22 protein-coding genes are annotated in these 25,183 nt (G+C 37.2%); 9 read left to right on the top strand and 13 right to left on the bottom strand.

The features are described 5' to 3' along the window. Positions 1-105: 105 nt before the first annotated feature. The 12 genes from IPH66_07585 to asnB all read right to left on the bottom strand — a co-directional run bounded on the left by IPH66_07585 (position 106) and on the right by asnB (position 15,155). The gene (locus IPH66_07585; GenBank protein MBK7129206.1) at positions 106-1,077 is read right to left on the bottom strand and encodes a deoxyhypusine synthase family protein; all 972 of its coding nucleotides are present in this window, start codon (positions 1,075-1,077) and stop codon (positions 106-108) included. A 20-nt stretch (positions 1,078-1,097) separates the two neighbouring features. After that, a complete protein-coding gene (locus tag IPH66_07580) occupies positions 1,098-2,624 on the bottom strand; it encodes an arginine decarboxylase (protein ID MBK7129205.1) in 1,527 nt (508 codons plus the stop codon). A gap of 443 nt (positions 2,625-3,067) precedes the next feature. Then, a complete protein-coding gene (gene uvrA, locus IPH66_07575) occupies positions 3,068-5,884 on the bottom strand; it encodes an excinuclease ABC subunit UvrA (protein MBK7129204.1) in 2,817 nt (938 codons plus the stop codon). A 102-nt stretch (positions 5,885-5,986) separates the two neighbouring features. Beyond that, positions 5,987-6,748 carry a thioredoxin fold domain-containing protein gene (locus IPH66_07570; protein MBK7129203.1) on the bottom strand — a complete coding sequence of 254 codons (762 nt, stop codon included), beginning with the start codon at positions 6,746-6,748 and terminating at the stop codon, positions 5,987-5,989. Positions 6,749-6,759: 11 nt separating this feature from the next. Further along, positions 6,760-7,056, bottom strand: coding sequence for a winged helix-turn-helix transcriptional regulator (locus IPH66_07565; protein ID MBK7129202.1), 297 nt, complete (start codon positions 7,054-7,056; stop codon positions 6,760-6,762). A 283-nt stretch (positions 7,057-7,339) separates the two neighbouring features. After that, entirely contained in the window at positions 7,340-8,413 is a 1,074-nt protein-coding gene (locus tag IPH66_07560) for an undecaprenyl/decaprenyl-phosphate alpha-N-acetylglucosaminyl 1-phosphate transferase (GenBank protein ID MBK7129201.1), read from the bottom strand. Between the two features lie 3 nt (positions 8,414-8,416). Further along, complete coding sequence (rfbC, locus tag IPH66_07555; GenBank protein MBK7129200.1) at positions 8,417-8,962, bottom strand: dTDP-4-dehydrorhamnose 3,5-epimerase; 546 nt, start codon at positions 8,960-8,962, stop codon at positions 8,417-8,419. Next, positions 8,962-11,343 carry a polysaccharide biosynthesis tyrosine autokinase gene (locus IPH66_07550; GenBank protein MBK7129199.1) on the bottom strand — a complete coding sequence of 794 codons (2,382 nt, stop codon included), beginning with the start codon at positions 11,341-11,343 and terminating at the stop codon, positions 8,962-8,964. Before IPH66_07550 ends, rfbC begins: the two co-directional genes overlap by 1 nt. Beyond that, positions 11,344-12,126 carry a polysaccharide biosynthesis/export family protein gene (locus IPH66_07545; GenBank protein ID MBK7129198.1) on the bottom strand — a complete coding sequence of 261 codons (783 nt, stop codon included), beginning with the start codon at positions 12,124-12,126 and terminating at the stop codon, positions 11,344-11,346. Between the two features lie 4 nt (positions 12,127-12,130). Beyond that, positions 12,131-12,763, bottom strand: a complete 633-nt coding sequence (locus IPH66_07540; GenBank protein ID MBK7129197.1) for a glycosyltransferase family 4 protein — start codon at positions 12,761-12,763, stop codon at positions 12,131-12,133. A 47-nt stretch (positions 12,764-12,810) separates the two neighbouring features. Beyond that, positions 12,811-13,293 carry a glycosyltransferase gene (locus IPH66_07535; GenBank protein ID MBK7129196.1) on the bottom strand — a complete coding sequence of 161 codons (483 nt, stop codon included), beginning with the start codon at positions 13,291-13,293 and terminating at the stop codon, positions 12,811-12,813. Further along, positions 13,290-15,155 (bottom strand): asparagine synthase (glutamine-hydrolyzing), encoded by a 1,866-nt coding sequence (asnB, locus tag IPH66_07530; protein ID MBK7129195.1) that lies wholly within the window; start codon positions 15,153-15,155, stop codon positions 13,290-13,292. The genes IPH66_07535 and asnB overlap by 4 nt, the downstream gene beginning before the upstream one ends. Before the next feature lie 43 nt (positions 15,156-15,198). On the opposite strand from asnB, the gene dacB reads away from it, so the two are divergent. Continuing rightward, entirely contained in the window at positions 15,199-16,683 is a 1,485-nt protein-coding gene (gene dacB / locus IPH66_07525; protein MBK7129194.1) for a D-alanyl-D-alanine carboxypeptidase/D-alanyl-D-alanine-endopeptidase, read from the top strand. Here the strand turns inward: dacB and IPH66_07520 are convergent. Then, complete coding sequence (locus IPH66_07520; GenBank protein ID MBK7129193.1) at positions 16,664-17,503, bottom strand: alpha/beta hydrolase; 840 nt, start codon at positions 17,501-17,503, stop codon at positions 16,664-16,666. The genes dacB and IPH66_07520 overlap by 20 nt on opposite strands. Positions 17,504-17,570: 67 nt before the next feature. Here IPH66_07520 and IPH66_07515 point away from each other — a divergent pair, with 67 nt between their 5' ends. The 8 genes from IPH66_07515 (at position 17,571) to IPH66_07480 (ending at position 25,027) form a co-directional block, all read left to right on the top strand. Then, positions 17,571-18,581 carry a CBS domain-containing protein gene (locus IPH66_07515; GenBank protein ID MBK7129192.1) on the top strand — a complete coding sequence of 337 codons (1,011 nt, stop codon included), beginning with the start codon at positions 17,571-17,573 and terminating at the stop codon, positions 18,579-18,581. Beyond that, a complete protein-coding gene (aroF, locus tag IPH66_07510) occupies positions 18,578-19,576 on the top strand; it encodes a 3-deoxy-7-phosphoheptulonate synthase (protein ID MBK7129191.1) in 999 nt (332 codons plus the stop codon). Before IPH66_07515 ends, aroF begins: the two co-directional genes overlap by 4 nt. A 32-nt stretch (positions 19,577-19,608) precedes the next feature. After that, positions 19,609-20,274: an HAD-IIIA family hydrolase gene (locus IPH66_07505; GenBank protein MBK7129190.1), complete on the top strand. Its 666-nt coding sequence runs from the start codon at positions 19,609-19,611 to the stop codon at positions 20,272-20,274. Continuing rightward, positions 20,262-21,182 (top strand): tRNA (adenosine(37)-N6)-dimethylallyltransferase MiaA, encoded by a 921-nt coding sequence (miaA, locus tag IPH66_07500; protein ID MBK7129189.1) that lies wholly within the window; start codon positions 20,262-20,264, stop codon positions 21,180-21,182. The genes IPH66_07505 and miaA overlap by 13 nt, the downstream gene beginning before the upstream one ends. 60 nt (positions 21,183-21,242) lie before the next feature. Beyond that, complete coding sequence (locus IPH66_07495; protein ID MBK7129188.1) at positions 21,243-21,551, top strand: DUF3276 family protein; 309 nt, start codon at positions 21,243-21,245, stop codon at positions 21,549-21,551. Positions 21,552-21,777: 226 nt separating this feature from the next. Further along, positions 21,778-23,088, top strand: a complete 1,311-nt coding sequence (gene mtaB / locus IPH66_07490; protein ID MBK7129187.1) for a tRNA (N(6)-L-threonylcarbamoyladenosine(37)-C(2))-methylthiotransferase MtaB — start codon at positions 21,778-21,780, stop codon at positions 23,086-23,088. Then, complete coding sequence (locus IPH66_07485) at positions 23,085-24,107, top strand: toxin-antitoxin system YwqK family antitoxin (protein ID MBK7129186.1); 1,023 nt, start codon at positions 23,085-23,087, stop codon at positions 24,105-24,107. Before mtaB ends, IPH66_07485 begins: the two co-directional genes overlap by 4 nt. A gap of 77 nt (positions 24,108-24,184) precedes the next feature. Next, entirely contained in the window at positions 24,185-25,027 is an 843-nt protein-coding gene (locus IPH66_07480) for a hypothetical protein (GenBank protein MBK7129185.1), read from the top strand. The last annotated feature ends 156 nt before the right edge of the window (positions 25,028-25,183 follow it).

The following is a 25,183-nucleotide window of genomic DNA, read 5'->3' as shown; positions in this document are numbered from 1 at the left end:
TTTTTAAATTATTGACTAAGATAAAGAAGTAGTGATACGCAATAACAAACAGGCAAAAAAAAACCGATGTCAAGGCATCGGTTTTTCACATTGATTGAGGCAATTTTAATGCCCAAGGATGTAAGAAAATATGAGTGGAGCCACAATGGTAGCGTCTGATTCAACAATAAATTTAGGGGTATTGATATCTAATTTTCCCCAGGTTATTTTTTCATTTGGCACAGCACCTGAATAGGATCCGTAGCTGGTTGTAGAATCCGAAATCTGGCAGAAATAAGCCCAAAAAGGAATGTCATGCATTTCCATATCCTGATATAACATTGGTACTACACAAATTGGAAAATCACCGGCAATTCCACCGCCAATCTGAAAAAACCCAATGCCTTTTCCTCCTGAATTTTTAGTATAATAATCAGCAAGCCACATCATGTATTCAATGCCTGACTTCATTGTGGTAGGTTTAAATTCACCTTTGATACAGTATGAAGCAAAAATGTTTCCCATGGTTGAATCTTCCCAACCCGGCACAACAATTGGCAGATTTTTTTCAGCGGCAGCAACCATCCAACTGTCTTTAGGATCAATTTCATAATATTGTTTCAACGCACCTGAATTAATCATCTGGTACATGAATTCATGCGGAAAATAACGCTCACCTGCTTTATCTGCTTTATTCCAAATATCAAATAAATGTTTTTGTAATCTGCGAAAAGCTTCTTCTTCAGGAATACATGTGTCGGTTACACGGTTGTAATGATTCTCAAGTAAATCCCACTCCTCTTGCGGACTGAGATCACGGTAATTAGGTACGCGTTTATATGAATTGTGTGCAACCAAATTCATGATATCTTCTTCAAGATTTGCACCGGTACATGAGATAATATGTACTTTGTCTTGTCTGATCATTTCAGCCAAAGATTTCCCTAATTCAGCTGTACTCATGGCGCCTGCCAGCGTGATCATCATTTTACCGTTATCCAGTAAATGCGCTTCATAACCTTTAGCAGCATCTACTAAAGCCGCAGCATTGAAGTGCAGATAATGTTTTTCAATAAATTGTGAAATTGGTCCTTTCATGTTGTTTCAATTAGTCATTGTTATTGATCGAGCCCTTCGTGATCTTCTTCTGTTTTTTTTCTTATCGGGCGTTTTACTTTCTTTTTAGGTAACTCAGGCTCCTCCGGAATTTCGCGAACTGGCTTAGGCGCCTTTTTACCGTATTGCAATGCATTTTTTTCTTTCTCAAAATAGCCCAAAATATTTAGCATATCATTGGCCGTTTGTTCTTCAGAAAAAACAGCTACATTTTCTTCATCATCTATGATAATATGTTTTGGCTGCGGAATTAAACAGTGGTGTATACCACCAAAACCGCCAATACTTTCCTGGTAAGCGCCGATATTAAAAAAGCCCAGGTACAACGGTTTTTTAGAATTAAAAACAGGCAAATAAATAGCATTCACATGCTGTTCTGAGTTATAATAGTCATCACTATCACATGTGAGCCCGCCTAACATCACGCGCTCATACCTTTCATTCCAGCGATTAACCGGCAACATAATAAATCTGCGATTGATTGCCCATGAATCAGGTAAGGTGGTAATAAAAGAAGAGTTGATCATGTTCCAACGCTCTCTGTCATTCTGTTTTTTCTGATACAGGACTTCATAAATAATTCCGCCACTTTCACCCACGGTGAATGAACCGAACTCAGTAAAAATATTTGGTTCACGTACACCATTTTCTTTACAAGCTGCTTTAATTTGTGCCACAATTTCAGTGACCATGTACCGATAATCAAAATCAAAAGCCAGCGAATTTTTGATTGGAAATCCTCCGCCAATATTTAGACAATCAACGGTTGGGCAAACCTTTTTCAAATTGCAATATACACGAAGACACTTTGAAAGCTCATTCCAATAATACGCTGAATCATTGATGCCTGTATTGATGAAGAAGTGCAACATTTTCAACTCAAATTTTTCATTGGGTTGAATTTCTTCTTCGTAAAAGCTTACGATGTCTTTATATCCAATTCCTAAGCGGCTGGTATAAAATGGAAATTTTGGTTCTTCCTCAGAGGCAATTCTGATTCCTACTTTGAAAGGCCGATCAGTTAATTTATTCAACAAACCAAGCTCTTCATAATTATCAATGATAGGAATGGTGTTTTTATATCCATCATTGATCAAATCTGCAATATTCTGAATGTATGATCCACGTTTAAACCCATTGCAAATAATGAAACTTTCTTTATCAATTTTGCCAAAATCAACCAAACGGCGCACAATGTTGATATCAAATGCTGATGAAGTTTCAATATGTACATCATGCTCCATCACTTCATTGATCACATGCGCAAAGTGCGAACTTTTAGTACAATAACAATAATAATACTTACCGCGATACTTGCTGTTTTCAAACGCACGTGCAAACCATCTTTTAGCTCTTCTGATATTATTGCCTATTTGTGGCAGATACGTAAAGCGCAAGGGGGTACCGTGCTGCTTGATTAATTTCATCAGATCAATTCCGTGAAACTGTAAATTGTCTTTTTCTAATGTAAACTCCGCCTGAGGAAAATCAAACGTTTGTTCAATAAGGTCTTTATATTTTGTTTGCATTTACTGACTTTGATTTTGTTTTTTATGGTTTAATTCTGCAAGATGATAAAAAACAAATCTCAGATTCTGATGCGCAGAAATCGTAATACCAGACTGTAGTGTTTCATTTATTATAGTTTATTGCAATCAGCTTTTTTAATTAGTTAAAAACAAGTCTCCAAGCACCAGCACTACATCACGTTATTTTTACAAACAATCAAATCACTTATTTTGATTGTAAAAATTTCAGCGGCAAATTTAGATAAAATCTGATGGTTGCGCTATTTTTTTTATTCCAAATTAAGCTTTGGCCATTTGAAACCATGGTTGGGCATCAAATTTCATTTCTGTTTTGGCATCAGGCAAAATTTTGTGCTTGCAAGAATTAACCTTATGATAACAGTGATTTTATAGTCCTTGCAGAGACTACATGAATCATATTTTTTATAGGATTTATAGGCTGATCACTTCAATTCCTTAGCCAGGTAGCGTGACGTTTCAGTTTTAAATTTTTTCACAAATTCTTCCGGTGTACCTGTGCCAACTATTGTACCCCCATTTTCACCACCATCAGGTCCAACATCAATGACATGATCAGCCACCTTGACTATATCCAAATTATGTTCAATAACCACTACCGTATTTCCTTCATCTACTAATCGTTGAAGCACATCAAGCAGTAAACGGATATCATCAAAATGCAATCCGGTTGAAGGTTCATCCAAAATGTAAATGGTATTGCCGGTGCTTTTTTTGGCTAATTCAGTTGCCAATTTTACCCTTTGGGCTTCACCACCTGAAATTGTTGTTGAAGGTTGCCCCAGCTTAATATACCCCAAGCCAACTGAATTTAACGTTTCCAGCTTGCGACGAATTTTTGGTACAGATTCAAAAAATGCAACGGCATCTTCAATGGTAGTTTCCAATAAGTCATTGATGTTTTTTCCTTTGAAACGTACCTCTAATGTTTCTCTGTTATATCTTTTGCCCTGACAGGTTTCACACTCAACGTACACGTCAGGTAAAAAATTCATTTCTATTAATTTTACTCCACCACCTTTGCACGTTTCGCAGCGCCCTCCGCTCACATTAAAACTAAACCTACCTGCTTTGTATCCCCTAATTTTTGCTGCATTGGTGTTTGCATACAATTCTCTGATATCACCAAATAAACCGGTGTACGTTGCAGGATTTGATCTAGGCGTGCGCCCAATCGGTGACTGATCTATTTCAATTACTTTATCCAAATGTTCTAATCCTTTGATTGACTTATAGGGTAATGGTTTTTTCACCCCGTCATAAAAATGGGCATTAAGAATTGGATACAAAGTGTGATTAATTAATGATGATTTACCACTGCCTGACACACCGGTAATGCATGTAAATACTCCTAGTGGAATTTTCAAATCAACATTCTTCAAATTATTCCCGCTTGCCCCTTTTAATTCTAAATATTTTCCATTTCCTTTTCTTCGTTTAGCAGGAATTTCAATTTTTAATTTTCCGTTGAGATATCGTGCGGTTACGCTATCTCCGGCAAGTACTTCACGCGTTGGACAAGCCTGCACTATTGCGCCTCCATGAATACCGGCACGCGGACCAATATCCACGATAAAATCACTGGATTCCATCATCTCTTTGTCATGCTCAACCACAATCACTGAATTACCTCCATCACGCAATTTCTTTAATGAATTGATGAGTCGTTCATTATCGCGTTGATGCAAACCAATGCTTGGTTCATCCAAAATATATAATACGTTTACCAGTTCTGATCCAATCTGAGTTGCCAACCTGATGCGTTGCGCCTCTCCTCCAGAAAGTGATTTTGATTCGCGGTTTAGATTGAGATAATGCAAACCAACATCTAATAAAAATTTGAGTCGTCCTTTAATTTCTTTCAAAATTTCAGAGCCGATTAGCTGTTGTCGATCAGTTAATTTACCAGGCAATTGTTCAAACCACTGCTGCAGATTTCCAATATCAGACTTAGCTAAGTCACCAATATTTTTTCCATCTATTTTAAAATAATCAGCATCTTTTTTTAATCGTGTTCCATTACACGCATCACAATTTTTTTTATTCATAAAACTTTCAGCCCAGCGCCTCACGCCGGGAGAATCAGTTTCTTCAAAGTGACGGGCTAAAAAATTGGTGACTCCTTCAAATGACAAGTCTCTTCTCCCATCTTCAGTATCTATCACTTCTTCACAACCGAATAAAATTTTGTTGATCAATTCATCCGGCATCTTTTCAATTGGATCAGTCAAAGTAAAATGATAAACCGACAAAATTTCTGTGAGCTTATTTGAAATCCAGTTATCAGATACCTTACCCAAAGGTTCAATTCCGCCCGCTTTAATGCTCTTTTTTCTATCAGGAACTACCTTGTCAAGATCAACTTCAGCAACAACACCCAAACCGTTACACTTTGGGCAAGCACCATAAGGTGAATTGAATGAGAATAAATTTGGTTCAGGTTCAGGATATGAAATTCCCGTTGTAGGGCACATTAAAAAACGACTGTAGTGGCTTACCTCATGTGTGTCATGATCCATGACCATCATTACATCCTGACCAAGCTTGAGCGCAGTTTGTACAGCCTGCCCAACACGAGACCGGTGCTCATCAGAAACCTGAATGCGATCAATGACCATTTCAATATCGTGAATTTTATAGCGGTCAAGTTTCATTCCGCTTTTGATATCGGTGATTTCACCATCCACACGCACTTTTGAGTAGCCCATTTTTTGTACTTGCTCAAACAGTTCACGGTAATGACCTTTGCGTCCTTTCACACGAGGTGATAACACGATAATTTTTTTGTTAGAAAATTTTTGAAGAATGAGATCAATGATTTGTTGATCAGTATACTTCACCATTTTTTCACCTGTGTTGTATGAATATGCATCAGCAACTCTGGCAAATAGCAGTCGCATAAAATCATACACTTCAGTTACTGTACCAACAGTAGAACGCGGGCTGCGGTTTACGGTTTTCTGTTCAATAGAAATCACCGGACTAAGACCTAAAATTTCATCTACATCCGGGCGTTCAAGCCCACCTAAAAATTGACGGGCATAAGCTGAAAAAGTTTCTAAGTATCGGCGTTGACCTTCAGCAAAAATGGTATCAAACGCAAGCGATGATTTTCCTGAACCACTTAAGCCGGTAAACACTACCAATTGGTTGCGAGGAATGCGCAAACTGATATTTTTCAGATTGTGCTCACGCGCGCCGTACACTTCAATATATTCTTCTTGAGATAATGCTTCCTTCATGTCTGCTGAATTGGGAGCATGAAGTTATCAATTATTCAGCAGAACAAATGTATTCCCGAACACTGTTTTTTTCAACACGGATAAAATTTGCAACAAGGGATGTTACATATAAGTGTTCAGTTTTTTTCTCAGTTCTTCACTGCTGATTATTCCGCTGTGACGCCAAACTTCAACACCATCTTTAAAAATTACAAAAACGGGTACACCGGCTACATTATATTTTTCTCCTAATTCTTTGCTTGCATCAACATCCACTCTGATCACTCCGGCTTTTCCGTTAAATTCAGTTTCAAGGGAGTCAATGACCGGAGCCATTTTTCTACACGGCATGCACCATTGCGTGTGAAAGTCTACCAATACCGGCTGATCTGTTTTCAATATGGCGTCAAATTCATCAACGGATAAACTATGGATATTTGAATCAGTTGTTGCGCCACTGGTTTCAACTTGGTATCCTTTGCGCTCCCATGCCATAATGCCACCATCCAAATTGTACACTTTGTTGAACCCGTTTTCTGATAACATCTCAGCAGCCTTTATACTTCTGCTGCCTGCCTTGCAATAAACATATATTTCTTTGTTTTTATCCATCAAATTAATTTTCTCTTCAAACTGCGGATCGTAAAAATTAATTGCACTGGAATTTGGAATATATCCTGCGCTAATTTCTTCAGGTGTGCGCACATCAAGTATGATTCCGTTGCCTGATTCTGTTAGTGTTTTGAATTCATCCGCAGAGATAGTTTTGATGAATTTTTCAGTTTGAACCGTGTCCTGACTTTGGGCGTTGACATGGTTTACCGTGGTATCAGAACAGCTCATCAATAGTGAAGCTGCTAAAATAAATGAAAATGAGTTTCGCATAGTTTAATTGGTTATTTGTTTTTTACAAGTGCAAGTTTTTTGTTCAGATTATCAATCAATACTTCGCGCATGAGTCCGCATGCTTTTGCAACCTTTTTTGAAGTCAAACTAAAAAAAACAGCTTGCCCTTCACGGCGAGATTTTACGATACCTTTTTTTGCTAGTACTGAAAGATGTTGTGATAGATTTGACTTCAATCCTCCTGTTTTTTCTAAAAGATCTGAAAAGCCCATCTCACCATCTTGCAATATGTCAATAATCTCAATGCGCAAAGGATTTCCCAGTGCACGACAAACATCAGCCTGCATGGCAAATATTTCTTTAGATGATTTTTTCATACTCAGTCGGTTAATCAATTTTTTAATCTTGGAACCAGTGGAGAGAAACTGGTTCTATTCGTTGAACAATTTATCTAACCCTTCACTTGTTTATTTGTTCACAAATGTATAAACAATTAATTGAACTTTAAAATAGCAAGAAAGTAATCAAGAATTTTGTTGTTGCTTGTAAAACCACCAGAACCCTTATCAATCATGGTTTTATCAAACTATTAATACTTAAATTTGCACGGTGATTCAAAGCACACAAGACTTATTCAGTGTTCTTTCGTTTTCTTGAAAAACTATAAAAGACATAAATCAATAGAGCCACATAAAACCACATGGCAACCAACAAGAGAGAATTTTTAGGAATATATTTGGCAATGTTTAATGCAAGTAGCGTAGCCATGGTTGAAAGCCCTACAAAAACAAGTCCCACTTGCCTATCAGAAAGTCCTTTATAGGAAAGCATGTGCGTAGAGTGATCTTTACCGCCTACCCAGGGTTTTTGCTTTTTCCACAATCTTTTTAGTGTAACATAGGTTGTGTCCACCAGAGGAACACTGAATGCTATGAGCACCAGTGTGAAGTTTGAAAACACAGAATAATTACCTTCATTAATGCCGGCATTCCATAAAAAGCGAATAGAAAAAAAGGCCAGAAACATGCCTAGAAATTGTGAACCCGTATCACCCATAAACATTTTAGAAGGGTTCCAATTGTAAAGTAAAAATCCGCACAAAGCACCAAGCACGGTAATTAATAAAAATATATCAACGTTATTAAAAATTTCAGCCGGAATTGAAATACCAATCAAGGTGAGAATAATAAAAATAGAAGACACGGTTGTTATACCATCCATATTGTCAAGCATATTCACGGAGTTCATGATACCAACAACCCATATTACGGTAACCATATTATTCAGCCAAGACATTTGAAAAAGGTTAATGCCGCTGTCTGTGTAGATTAAAATGACACCACAAAGAATTTGAATACCTAATTTGAGAACCGGTTTAGTATCATACGCATCATCAGATAATCCTAGAAAAAATGCCAAGGTAATTGTGATGAACAAACCCAAAAGATGAGTATTTTGAAACACATCCGTTTGACCAAAAACAATGGCGTAAAACATAAAGCCCATCAGATAGCAAATATAAAAACTGATACCACCTAAAGCGGGCTTTGCCTGAGAGCTCCATCGAATAGTCATCTCAGATTTTTGACGAATTCCCAAAGTTTGAACAAATCGTAAAATAAAAGAATTGATCACCACTGAGAGAACAAATGCTCCGGAAAAAAAAGCGAATAATCTCAGCACACAATCAATAGTCTCTCTCATAAATCAGAACGGACTGATAAAATTTTCAAATGCTAATCCAACCTGATCTTTTTCAGACAAAACAGGATTTTCTATTTGCCAATCAATGTTTAGTTGTGAATCATTCCATGCAATAGTTTGTTCAGATTCCTTATGATAAAAAGACGTGCATTTATAGAAAAAAACGGTCTCATTTTCCAATACTGAAAATCCATGTGCAAATCCTTCAGGTATCCACAAAACTCGGTTATTGTCTGCTGAAAGTTCAACTGCAATATGCTGACCATACGTGGCAGAATTTTTTCTCAAATCAACTGCCACATCTAACACTTTCCCTTTCAAAACACGAACCAATTTTCCCTGGGCATGTGGAGGATTTTGAAAATGCAAACCACGCACAACACCTTGTATGGAAGACGACTGATTATCCTGAACAAAATCTACCTTTCGTCCGGCTGCATCACAAAATAGTTTATGATTAAATGATTCAAAAAAAGAACCCCGGTCATCTTTAAAAGTTCGAGGCACATACGAAAAAATGTTTTCAATATGATATCGGGTAATCTCCATTATTTTTTCCAGAATTGGTACCAGCGTTTTCCGCTGAATTGTGAATCAGAATAATAATCTCCGTAACTGTAGCCGTATGCGTATCCATAACCTGATTTAGTTGAATCTACGCCGTTAAGGAGAACAAATAATTTAGGTACTTTTTTTGTTTCAAGCAAGTCAGTGATTCGGTGAACAAACATACGTTTGGAATAATTTGCGCGCAATACATAAATTGGGCAATCTGACCTGTTTAAAATACCTACACCATCTGAGACAATTCCCACCGGAGGATTATCAATCAAAATCAAATCGTATACTTCTTTAAACTCCTCAATGATTTCTTGAATTTTTCCACCCAGTATTAATTCTGAAGGATTTGGCGGAATTGGACCTGCAGTGATAAAATCAAGTCCCTCTAATTCACTTTTGTTTACACAGTTTTTCCATTCTTCTTTACCCGCAAGAACAGTACTCATACCTGAAGCATTTTCTACTCCAAATCCATGATGAACTTTTGGTTTTCTCAAGTCAAGATCAATCACCAATACTTTTTTACCCATCAAAGCAAAAATACCCGCCAGATTGAGCGTCACAAAAGTTTTTCCTTCTCCTGAAATTGAAGATGAAACAGCAATAACATTTTTCTTTTTATCATCCAATATAAACTGAAGATTAGAACGAATATGCCGATAACTCTCAGCAAGTGCAGACTTTGGTTGAAGATGCACAATCAACGAAGAATTTTTATTGGGCATGGTCACACGAGGTAACATGCCTAAAAACCCAACATAAGACGGCAATAATTTTTTCAGCTCATCCGGATTATGAATGTCATTAAACGTGATATATCTAACCAACAAAATAAGAAAACTCAACATGAAAGCAAGAATCAGGGCACCGGCAACTGTTAGCGTTCGGTTGGGGCTAATCAGCACTGCATCAGTGGGTGCTTGCAATACCATGTTATCCATCGTGTAGCCGGCTTTAGATATGGCATATTGTGTTTTCTTTTCAATTAATAAAGAATAGTACTTTTCATTCAGATCAAACATTCGGTTAAGCCTTGACAACTCCATTTCTTTTGCCGGAACATCATACAATTGTGATTCAAATCCCATGATTTTGTCATGTAAATTTCTGCGTCTGTATGCAAGTTGATCAGTTATTGATCCTAATATGCGATAGATATTTTTATTTTGGGATTCAATAGAACGGATGATTTTTTTATACGAGTCAGATGCTTCAGTCATTACGTAAGTTGCATCTTCTTTATCAACCAACAATTCATGTAATTTTTCCAACTCACCTACCAGCATGCCCTCATAAGGTGTACCAATCACTGCGGGAATAACATTGTAGATTTCAATGCGGTCACTTGCGTTGACACTTTTTTCAATCTCCTGCATTAATTCATAGTCAAAATCAACCTCTAATAACTGACTCTGCAGTTCATTAATTCTATTCATCATGTTGTTGGTGAACAGTTCAGGGTTATTGATTTTACTACTATCCTTGAAATTTTGAATACGATTTTCAGAATCTTTCAAAGCAGAATAAACCGTATCAAGTTGTGAGTCAATAAACGTTAAGATACTGGCCGAACTTTCACTCTTTTTTTCCAAGTCATACTCAAAAAAAGTATTGATCAATGATTGAACAATGTCAGACGCCAGTTTTGGATTATTGCTGGAAAATTTAATTTCAATGGTACGCGCCTCTTCATTCAAGGCATACACATTGAGGCTTGGATGCAATGATCGCGTGAGCGAACGATAATCATTAAAAACAAAATAGAGATTGTTCTCACTCAAATTTCTTTCAAAAAGCGCTTGGTCATTAATTTTAAAAATCAGGGCAAAATATTCGTTCTCAATTTTTTCTCCGGGAAGAAAACTCACTTTCTCAGTTTTTCCAAGATGATCAAAACTCAATTCAATTTGATCATTGTTTTTGTTTACCTGAATATGTTTGCCAATGAGCGATGAATCCCTGAGTTCAAGCAGGGTGACATGGTATGGTGAGAATCGGTATTTTTCTTCCGTGAGAATATCTCCTTCAGAGAAATATGAGATATTGAGATTCAAATTGCGCAATGCTTTCTCAAGCAAAAAAGTTGAACGCAATAATTCCACATCTTCAGACAATTTATTTTCTTCCTCAAAACCTTCAATTTCAAGAATGCGTTTTCCTTCATCCTGACTGCTTCGTTGAATAACCGCTGACGATTGATAAAGCGGCTTGGTATAGCGCAGATATAAGAAACTAAATGTAAGTGCCAACACTAATATAACAGGCACTACCAACCAATTTCTTTTGAGTACCGCAAGTACAATATCTAAATCAAAATCTTTATTAAGACTTGAAATGCGTTTGTTTTTATGTTCAGAATTATTTTCCAATTACGGGGTTAGAATTGAAATGAGTAATGCAGTACTGGTAACCAGTGAAACAATGGGAGCAACCTCTTGTAAAATTTCTTTACCTAATTCAGGTACCGGTTCAACATAAATATAATCATTGGCTTGTACTATTAAGTCAACGTATTGCAATCCTTCAATGGTAGAGAGATCAATTTTATACACTTTTCGTTCGCCATTTTCATCTTTACGAATCAGTTTTATTCTACTTGCTCTTCCGCGCTCTGCAATACCACCTGAAAGCGCAATCACTTCCATGAGTGTGGTATTGTTGTTTTGCAGATAAATAACTTGTGCCTCTCCACCATCACCCGGAAAAACAACCACCCGTTTATTGGTAACCGCAATTTGAATGAACGGATCAACATAATACTCACTGTACATGGATTGCAGTCTAATTTCGGCTTCTCGGATAGTGAGTCCAACAATATTGACAAGACCCAATACCGGAAGTCGAACTAAGGAATCGCTTTGAATAACATAAGACAAGGTATTGTTAGGATTAAAGATTTGCGCTTGCGTTCCTCCCTCAGTTGCTGAAGATATGTCAAGCACCTTTAAACCGTTGTTCGTGAAAAAACGAACCTGAATGATATCATTGACATCAATCATGTAATCATTTTTAGTAGAATTTAAGCTGTCAATGGGTGCAAACTCATAATCTCTGTCTGTTTTCAGCATCAGGTTACTATTAATTCCGCATGAGGTAAAAACAGTGATCAGCAAAGCGCTGTAGAATATTTTCTGAAATCTTTTTTTCATCATTTCATTATTTTTTAGCCAGCAGATGATGATATAAATCTGCCATATCCTTACACAATCTTCTGTAATGGAACTTATGTTCTACGTATGGCCAGCCATTTTGTGACATTTTTTTACGCAATTCTTCATTTTCAGCCAGCAGGCGCAGTTTTTTAGCAAATTTTTCTACTGTAAATCCATCTATGATGAAACCGGTATTTTCATTATTCACTACGTCTGAAACACCACCAACGTTTGTAGTGATTACCGGAACTCCGGCCGCCTGAGCTTCAATTAAACTTACCGGTGTGCCTTCATTTAACGATGTCAACGCAATGATATCAAGCCCCGGCAACACATCTTCAACATTGGTTACCCAATTGGTGAACGTAAATAATTTTTGCCCACACACCGCTTCTGTGGCTTTCGCTAATTCTTGTAATTCATCAAAACGCTCACCACCGCCCATTACAAAAGCTCTGAGTTTTATTTTGTGCTCAGCCAGCATCGCAATGCTCTCAATAAATAATTCATGGTTTTTAATTGCCGTCAACCGACCAATAATACCAATTGCAATTTCGTCTGTTAAACCATGCTGCGCTCTGAACTTATTTCGCTTTTCAGTTTTGTTTTCTTGAAATCTATCTAAATCAAACCCCAACGGAATTACCTTGAATTTTTCTTGAGGAGCAATTTTGAAACGATTGGTCAGTTCATCTTTCTGTTTCTCTGAGATGGCAATAATTGCCGATGTTTTTTCGCAAGCCGTCGTTCTGCCATCAAATACAACCAGGTTTTAAACCGACCGAAGTATGAATGAAAAACATGCCCATGAAACGTGTGCACTATCACCGGAACTTTCTCTTTGATTGCTGCCGTGCGTCCAAGTGCACCGGCTTTTGAAGCATGGGTGTGTATAATATCCGGTTTTACTTCACGAATAATTGCCCTAATTTCTGCAAGTGCTTTGCGATCATTCAACGGGTTAATGCTGCGCTGCATACTTTCAATAATGATTGGTTTTACACCATATCTTTCAGGTATAAAAAGTGAGTCACCTTCATGCTTTTCATGCCTACCACCACAAAGCGTTGTTTCAAATTCATCAGGCATAAAGGCTGATAAATAGGTCACATTATAGGTTGGGCCACCTAAATTGAAACGGTTAATAATACGCAGCACTTTGATCATAAACGATGATGAATATGTTGATGATACCAATGCTGAAAAATCAACAAAGACCAAATGAGGTAAATGCCCTCTCCTTCTAATGATTTGAGGACATCCTTTTTAAGTGACATGATAAAATTTGTGTTGAAGATGCATTGTTTTTCAATATACGATTCAGTAAAAAATATTTCTCCAAAACGCTTTTCCATTTCATCTTTTAACCATAGTTGAAGCGGAATTTCAAATCCTTTTTTCTGACGATGAAACAAGCTTTCAGGTAAGCGGTTTCTGAATGATTCACGCAAAATAATTTTTCCGGTTTTTTCATTTATCTTATAGGTCTCAGGCAATGAATTAGCAAACTCTAAAACAGTATGATCAAGAAACGGAACCCGCACTTCAAGCGCATGTGCCATGCTCATTTGATCTACTTTTTTCAGCATATCATTCGGTAAAACAAATTGCTGATCAGTCAATAAAAAATCATTCAGAGACTCAATATTGAAATTTTTATTTTGATAAGAATTTGATGATGACTTGAAAAGTTTTTGTCTCACATCAGATGAAATCCAACTGCACCAAGTATCATATCGTTCGTTGGCTGACATATTCAAACCGGCAGAATATTTTTGAATCTTTCTACTCAAGTCACCAAGTTTACCTGACCGCGAAGTGGGAATTATTTTAAGCAGTGAAGCCGCTGTATGAATACCTGATTTTTTTATCCATGATCCATTTCTAATTTGCAATTCAGCTCTGTGCTTACGATATCCACCAAACAATTCATCAGCACCATCACCACTCAAAGCTACTGTTACATGTTTTTTTGCAAATTCAGAAAGATGATAATAAGCAAAGGCAGATGAGTCAGCAAACGGTTCGTCTAATGATTGTAAAAATGGATCAAAAGCTGATAGAAATTCTTGCTTTGAAATTTTAATAGCATGATGATGCGTATTCAAATATTTTGCCGTCTCCAAGGCATTATTTGATTCATCAAAATACGGATGATCAAAACCAACAGAAAACGTATTCAAATCAGATTTGTGCTCCTTGGCTAAAGCGGCAATTACAGATGAGTCAATGCCTCCGCTGAGAAAACAACCCAATGGCACATCTGCAATTAATCTTCTCTTCACTGAAGAAGATAATAGATCAACCAGCTTTTCTTTTGCTGTTTCAAAATTGAGATCTGTTTTAGTTTTTAGTTCATTTTGATAATAAACTTGTTTCACAACAGTACCATCTGAATGGCATTTGATAAAATAACCCGGCTCAAGTTTGAACACGTGTTTCAAGATAGTTTCAGGCGCCGGTATATAAGTATAGGTAAAATAATCATGAAGGGCTTTTGGATTGATATCACAGGTCACATCAAAAGCCATGATAGCAGATAATTCAGAACTCAGTATGAATTTATCCTCATCTTGATAATACAATAATGGTTTAATGCCAAAACGATCTCTTGCCGCAAATAATTCATTCGCTGATTCATTATAATAGATGAACGAAAAAAAACCATTCAACCTCTCAATACAAGTGATACCATATTTGATGAGCAATTGCAACAGAACCTCCGTATCAGATTGTGTTTTAAATACAAGTCCGCTACTTTCAAGCTCTGTTTTTAATTCTTTGTAATTATATATTTCACCGTTAAATACCAGATGATGTTTTCCGTCAGCTGAAGAAAAAGGTTGATTAGCCGATACATTTAAATCAATGACGGCTAGGCGTGCATGCCCCAAGCCCACGTGATTTTTCAACAAGACAGCGTTAGCATCAGGGCCGCGATGCTTGATTTTATCTAGTGCGACGGGCAATTGCTGCAATTGCAATGCTGCCTTGTTATTTCTGATCCATATCCCTGTTATCCCGCACAAAGTGTTTAGTTTTGGATGTAAATTTAAGCTGAATAACCTGAATATGTTTCTACGATATCTATTATTGATTGCAGTTTTACCTGCTCTTAACACAATTAGCCAGACAACGGCAACAACAAAACCTGTAAACGGCATTCAGTCTTATGCTGAAACCATGATGGCAGATACTCAACTCAAACATGCAGTATTCAGCTTCTATGTGAAAGACATGACCACCGGTGAAGTGATTGCTGACTACAACGCAGAAATGAGTATTCCGCCTGCATCTACCATGAAACTAATTACTACCGCAACGGGTTTTCAGGTATTGGGAAGAGGATATCACTTCAAAACAAAAATTATGTATAGCGGCACATTGGATAGTTTAACCGGCACTATCAACGGAGATTTATACTTAGTTGGCGGCGGTGACCCTACCCTTGGCTCAAGACATTATAATAAACCCGGACATGAAAGAAATTTTTTAACTCAATGGGCTGATAGCTTGTATAATCTTGGCATTAGAAAAGTTACAGGAAAAGTGGTGGCTGATGGTTCAATTTATCGCTATGATGGTGTTCCGTCAGGATGGGTTTGGGGAGATATGGGAAATTATTATGGCGCCGGACCAGCCGGTCTTACCATATTCGACAACATGCTTGAATTACATTTTAAAACCGGACCCGCTGCCGGTGATTCTACTGAAATGCACTGTACCAGCCCATACGTACCGGGCATCATAATTCAAAATTATGTAAAAGCAGCTGACTCAAAAGATGATGATGCATACGTATATGGCGCACCCTACTCATACGATTGGTTTGTGCGCGGAACCTTACCAAAAGGACAAGATGATTTTATAGTGAAAGCCAGCATTCCGGATCCTGAATTTATTGCTGCACTTGAACTAGATTACGCACTTGAACAACGAGGTATTGATGTAAGTTATGCTCCCACTACGCATCGTGAATTAGATAAAAATCTTACGTATGTTAAACCAGAATTGACAGAACTCATTTTGCATGAATCTCCAAGCCTGGGATCCATTGTTGGTGTTGTAAATCAACAAAGCATCAATTTGTTTGCTGAGCATATTTTGTGTCAACTTTCAGTGAACAGTTCAGGTTATGGCAGCACTAGCAACGGCGCTATTGTCTGCACAAATTTCTGGAAATCTAAAATTGATGCCACCGGATTATTTATGACTGATGGAAGCGGATTATCAAGATCAAACGCCGTATCAGCAAAATTTTTAGTTGACTTGTTAACGTATATGAACGGAACAAAAAATGCGCAATCATTTAAAGAAACACTTGCAATTGCGGGTAAAAAAGGAACCATGGCTAATGTGGCTGACGGCACCACAGCTGATGGTAGAGTTTATGGAAAAAGCGGAACCATGACGCGTGTAAAGTCTTATGCCGGATACGTAGATAGCTCATCAGGAAAAAAACTATCCTACGCCATGATCATCAATAACCATTATTGCACATCAGCTCAATTGAAAAAATATTTTGAAAATCTGATGATCAAAATGTCAGTTTATTAAAGAAGGAGATCGTTCGCTGACAAACTTCTTCTAAATCTTCAGGCAAGTCAGAATCAGACCATGGGTGTGCGCTGCCAAAAGTGTGGTCAGCTCCTTTTATTATTTCTAAGGTAGTATTTGTCCATGTTGAAAGTTCTTGTCCTTCATGCACACTTACGGCACTGTCCATATCACCGTGAATTTGCAAAAACGGAATAGTGAGTGACCGAGCCGCTTTTTCAATATCAAACCGATCTTGATTATTTATAAAATCTTCATAGAAACTAAAATAATGAGGCAGGTTTTGTTTCGTGCGCGCATTTTCAACATATCTCACTCCGTCTTGTTGCCAAAATTCCAATTCTTCTCCTTCAGGAAAACGACAAGCAATATCACTGATGCCTGCCCATGACACAAGGGCTGCAACCTGTTGGTTAACGGCTGCTTCAAGTATGGCTACTCCCCCGCCCCGACTATGCCCTATCAAATAAATTGGAATTGAACTATTCAACTCGTCATGTAAAATTCTTTTTGTCTCAGTGATTATTTTTTCAAGATCAAATACCTCATACGAGTAGCAATTTTTTCCAAATGCATCCGGGTCAGGAAAATCTATTTTCTGCTTTACCGTTCCGCCATTATGACTGATATTGTATTTAACGAAGCCGTACCCGTTTTGTACAAATTTATCTTCTACTAATTGCCAACATCCCCAATCTTTATAGCCTTTGTAACCATGTATAAAAATGATCACCCCTTTTGCATCAACAGGTATGCGGCAATCCCAAAGCGAAGGTCTTCTCTCAGCGCCTTCATATATCTTGTCTTTAAAATCAATCATAAGTGGTATCTTTGCCTGCAAATATCTGAAATTAGCTTTCACTGAAAACACGTATTGCCATTTACCAATGAAAATATCCGCTTCAATTTATTCAGACAAGCAAAATGATTTGCTCAATACTATTCAGAATTTGAACGAGTCGCACGTTGATTATATTCATGTTGATTGCAATGATGATTTAAATGTGTTTGCAGATATTGAAATCATTGAACAACACAGCCATATTCCAATTGATTTGCACATTATTACAACAGATGCAAACCGATTTTATGGCGCTCTTCAAAAATTTGATCTTGATTTTGTCACCTTTCAATATGAAGATTTGAAGGATAAAAAACTGAAAATACCTAAAGAATTCACCGGTCAATTAGGTCTTGCAATTACCACTAATACCTCAGTAAAAGTTTTTGAAGATTACCAAGATGACTTTGATTTCATTTTACTAATGGCAACTGTACCCGGAAAAAGCGGCGGCACTTTTGATCCAATAAATTTCAGAAAGATCAGAGAGTTCAGACGTTTGTACCCGGGAAAAAAAATTCACGTTGACGGTGGGGTCAATGCTGAAGTATCATTTATTCTTAGAAACATGGGTGTTGATGCTTCAGTTTCAGGTTCTTATCTTTTTAATTCTTCAAATATTAATACTGCCTTGCTGAATTTGAAATTGAATGAAATTGAATCACATTTTCTGGTGAGAGATTTTATGCGTGATTTAAATGAATCACCCGTTGTTTACAGGCATGAACTTTCATTGCGTACGGCTTTAGAAAAAATGGCTGACGGAAAATTAGGTTTTGTCATGGTGTTAGGTGATGACAACGCATTGGAAGGCATCATAGGTAATGGTGATTTGCGGAATGGTTTACTAAAAAATATTCACGATTTGAATGATATCAGAACAGAAGAAATTATCAATACAAAACCACTCACCGTGCTTGAAACATTTACCGTTTTTCAATTGTTGCGATTTATAAAAAAACAAAACCGACCTGTTATTTATCTCCCCGTTGTTAATGAAAAAGGACAAGCTACAGGCTCAGTAAACTTCATGAATTTAATCAAAGGCGAATTATGATTATCCATTTAAAAAAAGAAACATCCCCATCAAAAGTTCAAGAATTATCAAAGGCGATCAATGCATTTGTAATTGAAAAAAATGAGTACTATATTCTGATCAGCGGATCCGGACATAAAGAACTGGATTCCCGCTTTGATAATCTGGTGCTTGAACATTTTGTTTTTTCAGATGATATTCAACTTGCATCAAGAAATTACAAAAAACAAACACGAGAAATTAAAATTGGAAATGTCACTATTGGCGGAAATTCAAACAACACCATTCTTATAGCCGGACCTTGTTCAGTTGAATCAGAAGAGCAAATTACTCAATCATCAGAATTGCTGAAAGAATTAAAATTGACCACACTGCGCGGTGGCTGTTATAAACCCAGAACATCCCCTTATAGTTTTCAGGGACTAGGTCTTGAAGGACTGAAACTACTGGTAAAAATGAAAGAAAAATACGGCTTAAATGTGATTACTGAAGTGCGTGATGCATCACACGTTGCCGAGGTTATTGAATATTCAGATGTCATTCAGATTGGAGCCAAAGCAATGTATGATCATGGCATTTTAAAAGCTTGCGCAAAGACTACTAAACCGGTATTAATTAAAAGAGGATTTGGCACAACCCTGCAAGAATTTGTGCAGTGCGCTGAATTTGTTCTTTCAGGCGGAAATGAAAATGTCATTTTATGTGAACGCGGCATTCGCACGTTTGAAACCAAAACCAGGTTCACCTTAGATTTGTGCGGAGTATCTTTTTTAAAAGAATTTACTAATTGTCCGGTAGTTCTAGATCCAAGTCATGCCATGGGATATGCTTACGGTGTACCTGACCTCACCAGGGCATGCACCGCAATGGGTATTGATGGATTATTGATTGAAGTACATCCAAATCCTAAAGTGGCAAAATCTGATGCATCACAACAATTGAATCATGATGAATTCAGAGCGCTTTGCAAAACACTTAATCCGGTTGCAGCTGCAGTTGGACATCAAATTGTTTAATTTTTATTTTTATCTTTTCAGAAAATTCATGCATGGTTTATTATAAAGACAATATCTCATGGCTTTGTGATCAGCGCAATATAACGCTTGCTGAGTTTGAAGATCAGATTGCCATTCCCAAAGTACGTATCATGGACCCATCACCGGTTGAATTGGTGAAGGTGGCTGATTTTTTTGGATATGATCTGGACGCCATCGTGCGAAAAGATCTGAAACTAAAAAAACAAGCAGATGCCATGAACATCAAACTGGTTATTTTAGATGTAGATGGTACCATGACAGATGGTGGCATGTACTATACTGAAAACGGAGATCAGATAAAAAAATTCAATGCAAAAGATGGCTTGGCAATTCGTAGAAAAGCGAAAGAAGGAATTATTTTCGGTATCATTTCACATGCCTTTAAATCTGAAGCAATACATACCCGCGCCAATTTGCTGAACATTCAAAAAGTACATGTAGGACAGGAAAAAAAATCAGACATTCTGAACACCTGGTGCAGTGAGCTGAACATAAAACCTGAACAAGTAGCCTATGTTGGAGATGATATCAATGACATCGATATTATGGAGGTGGTAGGTCTTTCTGTTTGTCCTGCTGATGCAGTGAAAGACATTAAACGAATAGCACATATCATTCTTCAGCGCAATGGTGGACAGGCTTGCGTGCGAGAATTCATTGACGAATGGCTGAGCTGAACCCACCAAAAAAAAAACTCATCATTGTTACGGGGCCAACGGCAGTCGGTAAAACTGCACTTGCAATTAGGCTTGCGCAAAAATTCAATACTGAAATTATTTCCTTTGATTCACGACAATTTTATCGTGAAATGAAAATTGGTACCGCACGCCCTACTGATGAAGAATTGACTGAAGCAAAGCATCATTTTATCGGACATCTTTCTATTCATGATCATTATACCAGTGGCTTATTTGAAACCGATGCCTTGGAAAAACTAAACCAAATTTTCAAAACCCATGATTACTGCGTTGCCGTTGGAGGAAGCGGATTGTACATCAACGCACTCTGTTATGGTATTGACAATATACCCGCTGATGAGACGGTGAGAAATCAATTAATACAACGCTGGCAAGATGAAGGCTTGGAAAAGTTACAAAGCGAAGTGAAAACGTGCGATCCTGAATTTTACGAAAATGCAGATATGCAAAATCCCAGACGTGTAATCAGGGCACTTGAAGTTTTTACCATTACAGGTTCACCCTACTCTGCTTTTCGTTTGAATGAAGCCAAACCCAGATCATTTGATACCTTCTGGATTGGTCTGAATATGGACAAAGATCAACTCTATGATAGAATCAATACCAGAGTGGATACCATGATGCACGAAGGATTACTTGATGAAGTAAAATTGCTTTACCAATTCAATCATTTGAAATCACTGAGAACAGTTGGGTATACGGAATTATTTAATCACCTCTCAGGAAACGATTCACTTGAACGCGCCGTTGAACTCATAAAAAGAAATACACGAATTTATGCCCGCAAACAAATTTCTTGGTTTAAGCGAAATCCTGAAATTTGCTGGTTTGATACCTTGAATCAAGAACCCATTTTTCAAGCACTTGAACAGAAATTAGTAAAATAAATTTTTGATTCTGATGAATAATGATAAATTTGTGTCAGGCAATATTAAAAAACGGGACAGATGAACGAGAGAAACGATGAAGTATTTTCTAAACGCGTAAAAGCAGGAAAAAGAACTTATTTTTTTGATGTAAAAACCACAAAAGGTAAAGATCTTTACCTCACAATCACAGAGAGCAAACGAACAGGTGATTTTGATGGAAGACCTGAGTATGAAAAACACAAAATTTTCCTTTATAAAGAAGATTTTGAAAAATTCAACGAAGGGTTTTCTGAAGCGCTTGAAACCATTAAGAATCTTTGGGACTCAGGTGAATATAAAAAACCTGAACCTGCTGAAGAAAAGTCAGTAACCTTTGAAGAACTTTAAACATAATCCCTCACCCCGGTGGGGGATTTTTTTTTTTGAATCACTTTTCATTTTTCAATCCAATTCATGCCTATCCATGCTTTTGAAACCGTGCGACAAGCGAAACGTTGATATCCACGAACCCGTGGATCAAACCTTAACTCATCATTATTAAAAAAACCACATCACAGGTTTCTGCACAGGTGTATATCTATAAGCATAGATTTCACTACCTTTGCAAGCGCTTATGAATCAGTATAAAAAAGTAGCATTTTATACCCTTGGATGTAAACTGAATTTTTCAGAAACGTCAACCATTGCACGTAATTTTGAAAATCAGGGTTTTGCACGTGTTGAATTAGAAGAGCATCCTGACATTGTTGTCATCAACACGTGTTCAGTTACTGAGCAGGCAGATAAAAAATGTCGGCAAGTTGTTAGAAAAGCACTCAACATTAATCCCAAAGCATTCATCACGGTAATTGGTTGCTATGCTCAACTCAAGCCAACTGAAATTTCTCAAATACCCGGTGTTGACTTAGTACTTGGCGCCAACGAGAAATTTAATATTCTTGAGCACATTGAATCACTTGAAAAAACTGAAACAACTCACGTTAAGGCAAACAATATTAAAGAAACAAATGTTTTTGTTCCGTCCTTTTCACAAGGAGACCGCACTCGTTCATTCTTAAAAATTCAGGATGGATGTGATTACTTTTGTTCGTTCTGTACCATTCCGCTGGCGCGTGGAAAAAGCCGTAACGCCAGTATTTCAGAGACATTAGTGCAAGCTGAAAAAGTTGCACAGGCCGGGTTTAAAGAAGTTGTGCTTACCGGAGTAAACATAGGTGACTTTGGACAAGGCGGTAACGAAAACTTTTTTCAACTTGTCCAAAAACTTGATCACGTTAGTGGCATTGACCGGTTCAGAATTTCATCAATTGAACCTAACTTGCTCACCAATGAAATCATTGATTTTGTGGCAACATCCAATAAATTTGTTCCTCATTTTCACATTCCATTACAGTCCGGTTCTGATGCCATGTTGCAATCCATGCGACGAAAATATTTGACATCATTATACACTGAACGTGTTCAAAAAATAAAAAACGTGATGCCTGACGCATGCATTGGCGTTGATGTAATTGTTGGTTTTCCGGGTGAAACGGATGAAGAATTTAATAACACGATGCAGTTTTTAAAAGACTTGAATATATCTTATTTGCATGTGTTTACTTACAGTGAAAGGGCAAATACTACCGCAAAAAAAATGGATCAGGTTGTTCCGCTTGAAGTGAGACGTGAACGCAGCAGGCAACTACAAATTTTGTCTGATAAAAAACGCAGGGCTTTTTATGAATCGCAATGCGGACAAACAAGAAAAGTACTTTTTGAAGCAGATGAAGAAGATGGCAGTATGTTTGGTTTCACAGAAAATTATGTAAAAGTGAAAACATCTTTCATGCCTAACTTGGTAAATACAATACATACCGCACAACTCAATACCATTGATCATGATGGTGTGGTAAAAATTGATCTGATAAAAGAATTGGTTTGAGAAGATTATTTTCCATATTCACTGTATTGATTGCACTCTCAGCACAAGGGCAAACCCCGGTGATAAAGGACACCATTTTTCTCGACAACGACTGGCTTGAAACCACATATCGGTCTGACGCAACTTATTATCGCGGCGCATGGTATAATCCTGATGATTCAACCTGGCTGGTGCTTGATTATTACATTGAAAATAATTCCATTCAAATGGTTGGGCATTACAAAAAGAAAATACGCCCACAAAATCAAATAGGTGAGTTCAAATATTATTACAAAAACGGGAATTTGCGTGCGCTCTATTTCTATAAAGATGGGTTTGTGCACGGTAAATCAATTCTCTATTATGAAAATGGAAAACCTGAAACCTCTCGCACATTTGAAAACGGAAGACTTAAAGACACGGTGTATAGCTATTACGAAAGCGGAAATACCCGTGAAATAAAAGTGGTTAATTCAGCCTATAATTCTGAAGATGCTGCCATGACCGAAACTGAATTTATTCTCATTGATTATTATCATTCAGATGGCACACATCAAGTAGTCAAAGGAACAGGAGTAAAAGTAGAATACTACAGCAACGGCTTAAAAAAATCAACTATTCAATACCAAGATGGTTTTCCGCATGGTGAATGGGTACAGTACGATGAAAAGAAAAAAGTAATTTCAAAAATGACATTTAAAAATGGTAAATTCATCAGTGGTATAATGTATCCAAAAAAGAAGAAAGATATTTTTGCCAGTCTATACCGTGAGCCTCGTTTCCCCGGAGGTGTGAAAGAACTGGATGCATACCTGCAACGCAACACCGGCAAATGCAAAGAAGCTTTTCAAAATGAAATCATCATCATGATACGCGTAGATGAAAACGGTGTACCTGAATTTGAACAAATTATTTCAGGTGATGTCACACACTGCCAATACGAAGAACTCACCGAATTAGTAAATAAAATGCCCGCATGGACTCCTGCTATCAGATATGGCAGATATGTTGAGGCTACTTATGTGATTAGGGTGAAGTAAATGAGCTAATTAAATTATCTCAAGAATGACTTTTCTCAAATAATTTCATACATTAGTTGAAACCAACGAACATCAGTATGAAAAAAATAAATTCAACGCTAGTTTCAGGTGTGAATAGAATGTGGCTTCTCTTTGCTTTTATTCTAATTTGCAATCAAGCCTTTGCTCAATTAGTCTCCAGTGAAATTGAATATAACAAATATGAAGATGATAAAAATACTGAATGGTTACAATCAAGTGGGAGATATGAGTTTATTGCAGAAATTATTTGGGACTATGAAGAAGAAAAACTCGTTATCACAAATATGTTTGACGGTGAGGTATGGTTTTCTGCAACTTGGACTGAAGAAGTGCATCCGGATGAATTACCCCAAGGACAATTAGGTAAGTTTATTTTCGACCCAAAAAAAAATGACATGGGTGTGTGTGTTCTGAATATTTTTCAGGATGAAGAAAGTGGAGAGATGTACTATTCTTTTGTTGCTCCTAAAACCATTATTTTTCTTTTCGGTGTTGAAGAGGAATACCTTATTGAAGATATCGAAGTAACCGAGGGTGATTACAACGGTACATCCGGTGATAAAACATACTATCTAAACCTTAGCAATGCAACTGATTATACCATCTATGTTGCTACGTATTATATGAATACTGATGGAGAATGGATACTAAGTGAGCAATGGGCCACCATTGAACCCGGTACAAGCACCCATGTTGGAATGACGCATGAAGATGATTTTTACTATTATGCATGGTGTGTAGATTCAAAGAATGAATATATCATTTGGGAAGGAACAGATTACTATGCCCCCGTAAACAACTCTGACGGTAATTACGGGTTCAGAAAAATCAATGTGTATGAAAATGGACTGCTTGGAGAGGATGGTGAAGAGTGGTACATGGAACTCACCGAAAATTAATTGAAAAAATCAAGTGAATTTTTCTTGATTAAATTAGCTTAAGCAACAAAATCCAGAAGATAAATCTATAGTTACAAATTAAACTCCTCCTCTGTGTAGACGCAGGACTCGATCTGCGCCTACACGGGGATCATTCAATGCAACTCGTTTAGTTCA

It is taken from the genome of Crocinitomicaceae bacterium, assembly GCA_016708105.1.
In the GTDB taxonomy this organism is placed as follows: Bacteria; Bacteroidota; Bacteroidia; order Flavobacteriales_D; family Crocinitomicaceae; genus JADJGJ01.
This window is presented reverse-complemented; position numbering and strand designations above follow the sequence as displayed.